This is a genomic window from Umezawaea sp. (assembly GCF_057122925.1).
Window position 1 is genome coordinate 1 of the sequence record NZ_DBNGPQ010000089.1, and the last position, 7,604, is coordinate 7,604.

Below are 7,604 nucleotides of genomic sequence, written 5' to 3' on the forward strand. Positions count from 1 at the left end.
ACCACGGGAGGGTGCCTCGTCCAACTGCGTATCCCCCGTCAGGCGGCCGCTTCCGGTGCCGGCACCAGGGCCTCGGCGAACGCCGCCGGATCGAACTCCTGGAGATCCTCCACGCGCTCGCCGACGCCCACGAACTTCACGGGCACGTCGAACTCCTCCTTGAGCGCCACCACGATGCCGCCCTTGGCGGTGCCGTCGAGCTTGGTGAGCACGATGCCGGTGATGGCGACGACGTCGGCGAACACGCGGGCCTGGGTGAGGCCGTTCTGGCCGGTGGTGGCGTCCAGGACGAGCAGCACCTCGTCCACCTGGGACTGCTTCTCCACGACCCGCTTGACCTTGCCCAGCTCGTCCATGAGGCCGGTCTTGGTGTGCAGGCGGCCCGCGGTGTCGATCAGCACGGTGTCCACGCCGAGCTCGATGCCGCGCTTGACGGCCTCGAAGGCCACGGAGGCCGGGTCGCCGTTCTCCGGGCCGCGCACGGTGTCCGCGCCGACCCGTGAACCCCAGGTCTGGAGCTGGTCGGCGGCGGCGGCGCGGAAGGTGTCCGCCGCGCCCAGCAGCACGGTGCGGCCGTCGGCCACGAGCACGCGGGCGAGCTTGCCGGTGGTGGTGGTCTTGCCGACGCCGTTGACGCCCACGACCAGCGCGACGGCGGGCTTGCCGCCCGCGTGCGGGAGGGCGCGCACGGAGCGGTCCAGTTCGGGGCGGAGCTTCTCGACCAGCACCTCGCGCAGCAGCGTCCGGGCCTCGCCCGAGCTGCGCACGCCGCGCGAGACGATCTCCGCGCGGAGGGTCTCGACGATCTCCATCGTGGTCGCCGCGCCGAGGTCGGCCAGCAGCAGCGTGTCCTCGACCTCGGTCCAGGAGTCCTCGTCCAGGTCGCCCGCGCCGAGCAGGCCCAGCAGGCCGGTGCCGAACGTGGAGCGGGACCGGGAGAGCCTGCCGCGCAGCCTTTCCAGCCTGCCCGCGGTGGGCTCGATCTCGTCGAGCGAGGGTTCGTCCTCGACCCGCTCGGGCGCGGGGGCCACCTCGGGTTCGGGCACGGTCCCGGTAGCGGGCGCGACCACGACCTCGTCGGGGATCACGACGTCCACGAGCGGGCGCTTCACCGAGTCGCGCGGCACCGCGGCGTCGTCGCCGACACCGGGCTGGCCGTCGACCTCCGTCCGGTCGGCGACCGGGTGTTCGGCCGGGGCGAACGCGATACCACCCCCGGCCCGGTAGCCGGTTGCCTTCGGAGCCTCCTGCTGGTCGGTCAGGCTGATCCGCCTGCGGCGCGCGAGCACCACACCGACGACGAGGGCGACCGCGAGCACGGCCACGACGGCTACAACGATCCAGATCACGGTCTCGGTCGACACGGGCGCCATCCTCGCACGGTGCCCCGCGTGACCCGCCGACAAACCACCCGCACAGTCGGCGAATCACCCACGAACAGGCCTTGCGGTCCCACGCCGTGTGCAATAGACCACACCTCATGAAGGTCGTGGGGGTGATCTCGGGGACGTCGATGGACGCCGTGGACGTGGCGCTGGCGGACCTGCGCCTCGACGGCGACACCGTCGTGCTGACCCCGCTGTGGCACGGCGAGCACCCGTTCCCCGCCGACGTGCGCACCGGCTCGGCCGAGGAGCTCTGCCGGGCCGACACCCGGCTCGGGCAGGCGTTCGCCGCCGCCGCGCTGAGCGCGGGCGACGCCGACCTGGTCGCCTCGCTCGGCCAGACCGTTCACCACTGGGTCGAGGACGGCCGCTGCCTCGGCACCCTCCAGCTCGGCCAGCCCGCGTGGATCGCCGAGGCGACCGGGCTGCCGGTCGTGGCCGACCTGCGGGTGCGCGACGTCGCCGCGGGAGGTCACGGCGCACCGCTGGCGAGCACCCTGGACGCCCTGTGGCTGGCCGACCTCGCGGCGTCCACCGGCCGTCCCGCGGTCGCGCTGAACATCGGCGGCATCGCCAACGTCACGGTCGTCGCGCCCGGCGCGGCACCGGTCGCCCACGACACCGGACCGGGCAACGCGCTGCTCGACGCCGCCGTGCTGGAGCTGTCGCACGGCAAGCGCACCCACGACGTGGACGGGGAGCTGGCGCGGCGGGGCGAGGTCCTGCCGGAGCTGCTGGCCACCCTGCTGGCCGACCCCTACTACGCGCGGCCCGCGCCGAAGTCGACCGGCAAGGAGCACTTCGACCTCGCGTACCTGCACGAGGCGGTGTCCGGCACGGTCGGCGGCGAGGACCTGGTGGCCACGCTCGTCGAGCTGACCGCGCGGACGATCGCCGACGCGTGCCGGGGCGCGGGGGTCGTCGTCGCGTCCGGCGGCGGGATGCGGAACCCCGTACTCGTCGCGGCCCTGACCCGTGCGCTCGACGGCGTCGAACTCGTCACGAGCGACTCGCTCGGCCTGCCGTCGGACGCCAAGGAGGCCTACCTCAGCGCCCTGCTCGGCTTCCTGACCTGGCACGGCGTCCCGGCCAACGCGCCGAGCGCCACCGGCGCGGCCGGTCCCCGCCTGCTGGGCGGCATCACGCCCGGCCGTGATCCACTCCGCCTGCCGGCCCCAGCGGCCACGCCCGTCACCCGACTGAGGATCAGCACCCCTCCAGGAGGCACCAGTGCGCGCCCTTGACCTCGCCATCATCGCGATCTTCCTGGTGGGCATGCCCCTGCTGGGGGTGTGGATCGGCGGCAGGCAGAAGTCGTCGACCGACTACTTCGTCAGCGAGAAGCGCATCTCGTGGTGGGTCGTGTGCGTGTCCGTCGTGTCGGCGGAGACGTCGACGCTGACGGTGCTGAGCGTGCCGACGATCGCCTACCTCGCGACGCCGGAGGCGGGCGGGATGACGTTCCTGTCGCTCGCGATCGGCTACCTGCTCGGCCGCGTCGTGGTGTCGTTCGTGCTGCTGCCGAAGTACATCGCGGGCGACCTCGTGACCGCGTACGGGTTCCTCGGGCAGCGGTTCGGCAAGGGCCTCCAGAGCACGGCGTCGGTGACGTTCCTGCTGACCAGGCTGCTCGCCGACGGGCTGCGGCTGTTCGCGACGGCCATCCCGGTGAAGGTCGTGCTCGCCAGCTACGGCGTGACGGCGTCGTACTGGACGATCGTGCTGGTCCTCGGCATCGCGATGGTCGTCTACACCTTCCTCGGCGGCGTGCGCGCGGTCGTGTGGGTGGACGCGATCCAGATGCTCTGGTACGTCCTCGGCGCGGTCGCGGTGATCGTCGTGCTGTCCGGCAAGCTGCCCGACGGCTGGTTCGGCAAGGCCGTCGACGCCGACAAGTTCCAGATCCTCGACCTCGGCTCCAGCCCGTTGACCAGCCCGTACGCGATCCTGACCGCCCTGATCGGCGGCGCGGTGCTGTCGATGGCCTCGCACGGCGCAGACCAGCTGATCGTGCAGCGGCTGATGGCGACCAAGGACGTGCGCGCGAGCCAGAAGGCGCTGATCGCCAGCGGCGTCGTGGTGTTCCTCCAGTTCACGCTGTTCCTCTTCATCGGCGTGATGCTGTGGGCGTTCTACAACGCCGCCAAGCCGGTGCAGGACCTCGGGCTGAACAACAACGACGAGCTGTTCGCGAGCTTCATCGTCAACGACATGCCGACCGGGCTGTCCGGGTTCGTCATCGCGGGCATCCTGGCCGCCGCCCTCAGCTCGTCGCTCGGCGCGCTGGCGTCCTCGACGGTGACGGACGTCTACCAGAACGTCGTGCGGCGCGAGCTGACCGACGCGGAGGTCTTCAAGCACGGCCGCATCTGGACCGTCGTGTGGGCCGGGCTGCTCATCGTGTGCGCGGGCCTGTTCGCCACCGTCACCAAGCGCGGCAACCCGATCGTCGAGCAGGGCCTGTCCATCGCGGGCTTCACCTACGGGGCCCTGCTCGGCGCGTTCTTCCTCGGGCTGGTCTTCAAGGCCGCCCGGCAGGCCGACGCGGTCGCCGCGTTCGTCACGACCGTCGTCGTCATGGCCTTCGTCATCCTCGGGGTGAAGTTCGTCGGCCCTGACCTCTCACCGGAGATCGACTTCGCCGCGGCGAGCGCCACGGCGAAGGTCCTGGCCTACCCCTGGTACACCCCGCTCGGGGTGCTGGTCACGCTGGTGGTGGGCGGGCTGCTCTCGTTGCGCCGCAGGGCACCGGTCGGGTCACGCGACCTTTGACCGGTACGCCACCAGCTCGACGTGCAGCCGGAAGCCGAGGCGCCCGAACATCCCCTCCGACGACTCGTTGCCCGCCAGGATCGACGCCGCAGCCTGCGGTCGTGCCCCGTGCAGGGCCGCGAGCTTCCACACCAGCTCGGTGACGAGCGCGGCGCCGACGCCGTGCCCCCGCAGGTCCGGCTCCACGGCGACGAAGTCGACGTAGTACTCCTCGGCCTGCGCCTTGCCGGTCGCGTACCCGAGCACCCGCTCGCCGTCCATCGCGACCACGACGGTCCGCTCGGTCGACCCGTCCACCAGCGACGCGCCGGACAGGTACGTGCGCGGGAAGCACCGCTCGTGCAGCACGGCCACCGCCTCGTGCACGCGGGGGTCGGTCGGCAGCACCCGCATCTCCCGCGCCGGGCCGGTGCGCGGACACCCCGCCTCACGCAGCAGGAGGGCCCTCAAGCCGTCGCCGTCGAGCACGAACACGCTGGACGGCTTGCCCTTCGCGAACCCGTGCCTGGTCGCGAAGGCCTCCAGCCGCCGGTGGTCGGTGTGGCCGAACAGCTCCCGGTCGGGCACGTCCACCAGGAGCGGGGCGGCGGTCAGGTACATCGCGTCGGCGGTCTGGTCCCAGATCCGACTGCCCGCGGGGTGGTTGACCGGCACGTCCACGAACGGCCCGTGCAACCAGGCCCGGTTCAGCTCGGTGTCCACCTCGACGCTCAGCACGCCGCACACGCGGCCCGAGTCGTCGGTGGCGACGACCGTGCAGGACGGCCAGTCCGGTTCGAACTCGGCCAGCTCCTCGGTCAGCTCGCCGAGGGTTTCACCGAGGTAGCCGATGTGGTGCGCGCTGTCGGCCTGGAGGCGGACGAGCAGCGCGAGGACGGCGCTGAGGTCGCCGGGAACGGCGAAACGGGTGTCGTACATGTCTGGAATGGTCGCCCGCGGGACGAACCGAAGCGAGGGAGTTTTCCGGGCGTGGACGCGGGCGGTCGAGCGCACGGCGCACCTCGGCCCCGGAGGTGGGGCGGACCGCCGCGCACGCCTCCGACCACCCGCGCCCGCGAGACGTCGTCACCGGGCATCAGGTGCTGACGATCCCGGACCTGGCCGCGCGCCCCACCTCCTCGGCCGCGGCGCAGGTCAGGACGTTGACGACCGCCACCGAGGTGCGCGCCGGGGGTGGTGGGACGCCGGCTCGCCGGACGCGGCCCCCGGCTTGGCCGCACCGGTCACCCCGTCGCCCGCGGGACCGTTCCCGCCCGTTCCCCCGATGCTCCGGAGGCCGCGAACCGCGGGTGGCTCCGCTGTGGGCGAACGGCCGCGCACCACCGGGTGGGACGCCGCGGCGACGGCGGTGACGTGGCGTTGAGCACCCCTGGACGGTTGAAGGAGTGGGTGAATCACCGGACGCGGAACCGCGACCATGTCATCATCGTCTACAGGACTGGGTGTGAGGGGAGCACGGAGTCATGGCACTCATCGGATTTGACGCGATCACCGCGGTCGGCGCAGGCGCGGCCATCGGTGGAGCCATCGGCTCGGGTCTGACGAGCGCGGGCGGCGGCATGGGCAAAACGGCCATGCAGGTCGACCTGGAAGAGGCGCCGAAGCTGATCGCGGGCCTGGAAGCGGCCATCGAGAAGCTCCAGGACGCCTACCAGGAGTCGTACACGATCGCCTCGGCCAAGTCCCCCGGCCAGGACCCGTACAGCGACGCGGCCGCCCAGTCGATCCGCGATTCCGCCGGAGGGACCGAGGGCGGCTACGGCTGGGCGAACAAGAAGGCCCGTGAAGCCCTGGCCAAGACCATCGAGAACATCAAGACGTCGATGGCGAGCTACGGCCAGACGGACAGCGCGGCACACGATTCCCTGAAGCCGAAGGAATGACACTGTTGAGGCCCACGATTCTGATCCTGCTGGCGACGATCTCGGCGATCGGCCTCGTTGCGGGCTGCTCCGGGAAGGACGGGGGGCGCGCCACACCGGAAACGGGCACTCAGACCGGAGCCCCCGCCTCCAGCACCGGCACGAGTCCGAGCAGTTCGTTCGAGGGTGTCGAGCTCGACACCGGCAAGTTCGCCGCCAAGCCGTGCGACGCCCTGACCCCCGCCCAGCTCTCCACGCTGGGCACCTTCAAGGCCGGTGAGGCCGGGACGAGCGCGCTGGGCCCCAGCTGCGACTTCCGCGCCCAGAAGGTGCTCGAGGGCGTCACCTACGAGGTCGTCATCGCGAGCAGCGGCAACACGATCGAATCGATCGTCGAGAACCTGAAGAAGAACAACACGCCGGTCGTCAAGGAGACGAAGGTGTCCGGGTACGCCGCCGTCAACTCGGACCAGACGAACGCCAAGGGCTCCTGCGCGACGGCTGTCGGCACCTCGAGCGAGGACGCGATCTCCGTTCAGCTGATCACCGAGAACGAGGCGCTTCCCGAGTACAAGGATCCATGCGGCCAGACCGAGAAAGTCGCCGCCCTGATCATCCAGAACCTGAAGGGGTAGCTGATGGCTCCGTCGGACGCGGGCAACTTCTTCTCCGGGCCGGTCGGCATGTGCGTGAGCGCGAAAGCCGTCTACGGGTGGTTCAAGAACGGGAACCCCCAGGTGATCGATGCCGGTCAGGACGCGTGGGGAAAGGTGTCCGACCTTCAGGCGGAGATCGGTACCTTGATCAACAAGGCCGTCACGGACTCGGGTGCGACGTGGAGCGGGGCCGCGGGTGACTCGATGCGGTCGTCGGCGTCCCCGCTGTCCACCTGGGCCGACCTGACGGGCTCCAGCGCCGCCAGCGGTTCGAGCGCCGTGGCGGAGATCGGCTCGGCGTACCGCGACGCGCAGAACTCGGTGCAGCCGCCCGTCGAGGTTCCGGACAAGCCCTGGTACAACGACTTCAGCCCGTGGGACACGGACTACGACGACGCCGTCGAGAAGAGCCAGGGCGTCGACGAGGCCAACATGCGGGTGATCAACGCCTACGCCGATCGCACGAACTACGCCGTGTCGAACATGCCCACCTTCGAGGCACCGCCGGACACCACGGCCGAGGTCGACGACGAGACCGGACCCACACCGCCGGGGAAGATCGACTACAAGCCCGGCGAGGTCGACCAGAACGGGAACGGCAAGACCGACAGCAGCACCGGTCGGACCGACACGTCGATCGGCTCGGTCATCAGCGACCCCACCAGGCCGCCCGGCACCGGCGACACCGACGGTTCCCGCACCGACCAGGACACGACGCGGCCCAGCGACACCGATGACGGGATCACGCGGCCGTCCGACGTCAACGACCCCAACCGGCCCCCGATCGGCACGCCCACCAGGCCGCCGACCGGGATCCCCGGCGGCATCGACAACCCGACCGGCATCGTGCCGTTCGGCCCGAACGACCCCCGCAACCCCGCCAACAGGCCCGGCGGCCCCGGCCAGATCGGTGCCGGTCGCGGCGGCGG

General features: G+C 71.4%; 7 protein-coding genes. 5 read left to right on the forward strand and 2 right to left on the reverse strand.

Features of this window, described 5'->3' with window-relative positions:
• Window positions 1-38: 38 nt before the first annotated feature.
• Window positions 39-1,373, reverse strand: a complete 1,335-nt coding sequence (gene ftsY / locus AC156L_RS19960; RefSeq protein ID WP_484407154.1) for a signal recognition particle-docking protein FtsY — start codon at window positions 1,371-1,373, stop codon at window positions 39-41.
• 107 nt (window positions 1,374-1,480) lie between these two features.
• On the opposite strand from ftsY, the gene AC156L_RS19965 reads away from it, so the two are divergent.
• Together AC156L_RS19965 and AC156L_RS19970 are read left to right on the forward strand one after the other, a co-directional pair.
• A complete protein-coding gene (locus tag AC156L_RS19965; RefSeq protein WP_330878463.1) occupies window positions 1,481-2,629 on the forward strand; it encodes an anhydro-N-acetylmuramic acid kinase in 1,149 nt (382 codons plus the stop codon).
• Window positions 2,616-4,157 (forward strand): sodium:solute symporter, encoded by a 1,542-nt coding sequence (locus AC156L_RS19970; RefSeq protein ID WP_330878462.1) that lies wholly within the window; start codon window positions 2,616-2,618, stop codon window positions 4,155-4,157. Before AC156L_RS19965 ends, AC156L_RS19970 begins: the two co-directional genes overlap by 14 nt.
• Here AC156L_RS19970 and AC156L_RS19975 read toward each other — a convergent pair.
• Window positions 4,143-5,075 (reverse strand): GNAT family N-acetyltransferase, encoded by a 933-nt coding sequence (locus AC156L_RS19975; RefSeq protein ID WP_330878461.1) that lies wholly within the window; start codon window positions 5,073-5,075, stop codon window positions 4,143-4,145. The two genes, AC156L_RS19970 and AC156L_RS19975, sit on opposite strands and share 15 nt — an antisense overlap.
• A 545-nt stretch (window positions 5,076-5,620) precedes the next feature.
• Between AC156L_RS19975 and AC156L_RS19980 the strand changes: the two genes are divergently transcribed.
• From AC156L_RS19980 to AC156L_RS19990, 3 genes are all read left to right on the forward strand, one after another.
• The gene (locus tag AC156L_RS19980) at window positions 5,621-6,040 is read left to right on the forward strand and encodes a hypothetical protein (RefSeq protein ID WP_330878460.1); all 420 of its coding nucleotides are present in this window, start codon (window positions 5,621-5,623) and stop codon (window positions 6,038-6,040) included.
• 5 nt (window positions 6,041-6,045) lie between these two features.
• The gene (locus AC156L_RS19985) at window positions 6,046-6,654 is read left to right on the forward strand and encodes a DUF3558 domain-containing protein (RefSeq protein WP_330878459.1); all 609 of its coding nucleotides are present in this window, start codon (window positions 6,046-6,048) and stop codon (window positions 6,652-6,654) included.
• A gap of 3 nt (window positions 6,655-6,657) precedes the next feature.
• Window positions 6,658-7,604: PPE domain-containing protein (locus AC156L_RS19990; protein ID WP_484407156.1), on the forward strand; the 947-nt coding region annotated here is incomplete at its 3' end.